Genomic DNA, 838 nt, shown 5'->3' on the forward strand with positions numbered 1-838 from the left:
CCGGGTCTGCACCGCGGTGAGCTGAGCGCCGGCTGGCAGATCGGCGGCGGCATCAACGGCGGCCTGCTGCTGGCCGTCGCCGCCAACGCGCTGCGCCAGGACCTGCCCGAGCACCCCGACCCGTTCTCGATCAGCTGCCACTACCTGTCCACCTCCGCGGCCGGCCCGCTCACGGTGCGGACCGACGTGGTGCGCCGCGGGCGCTCGCTCTCGACGGGCACCGCCTCGCTGTACCAGGACGGACCCGACGGCGAGCCCCTCGAGCGGCTGCGGGTGCTGGCCAGCTACGGCGACCTGGCCGCCCAGCAGGGCGAGGTGCGCACCTCCGCCGCCCCGCCGGCGCTGCCGCCGCTCGAGCAGTGCATCGGCATGGAGCACGCGCCGCCCTCGCTGATGGACCAGGCCGCGCTGCTGCAGCGCCTGGACATCCGGCTCGACCCGGCCACCGTGGGCTGGGCGCTGGGGCAGCCCTCGAACGTGGGCCGGATCCAGGGCTGGTTCAAGTTCGCCGACGAGCGCGAGCCGGACCCGCTCTCGCTGCTGCTGGTCGCCGACGCCCTGCCGCCGGTCACCTTCGACCTGGGGCTGCCGGGCTGGGCGCCGACCGTCGAGCTCACCGTGCACCTGCGGGCCAGGCCGGTGCCCGGCTGGCTGCGGGTCAGCCACGCCACCCGCAACCTGGCCGGCGGCTACTTCGAGGAGGACGCGGAGATCTGGGACGCCTCGGGCCGCCTGGTCGCCCAGTCCCGCCAGCTCGCCCGCGCTCCGCGCCCGCCCAAGCGGTAGGCGCGAAGGTGTGAAGAAACGTCACGGCGCGGTCCCCCCGGGGACCGCGCCG

Annotated in this window: 1 protein-coding gene; it reads left to right on the plus strand. The window is 76.1% G+C overall.

All coding sequences use genetic code 11. The features are described 5' to 3' along the window. On the plus strand, nucleotides 1-786 hold a 786-nt coding region (locus ABD323_RS32860), incomplete at its 5' end, for a thioesterase family protein (RefSeq protein WP_344445710.1). Between the last annotated feature and the right edge of the window lie 52 nt (nucleotides 787-838).

Source organism: Kitasatospora nipponensis, from assembly GCF_039528135.1.
GTDB lineage: Bacteria > Actinomycetota > Actinomycetes > Streptomycetales > Streptomycetaceae > Kitasatospora > Kitasatospora nipponensis.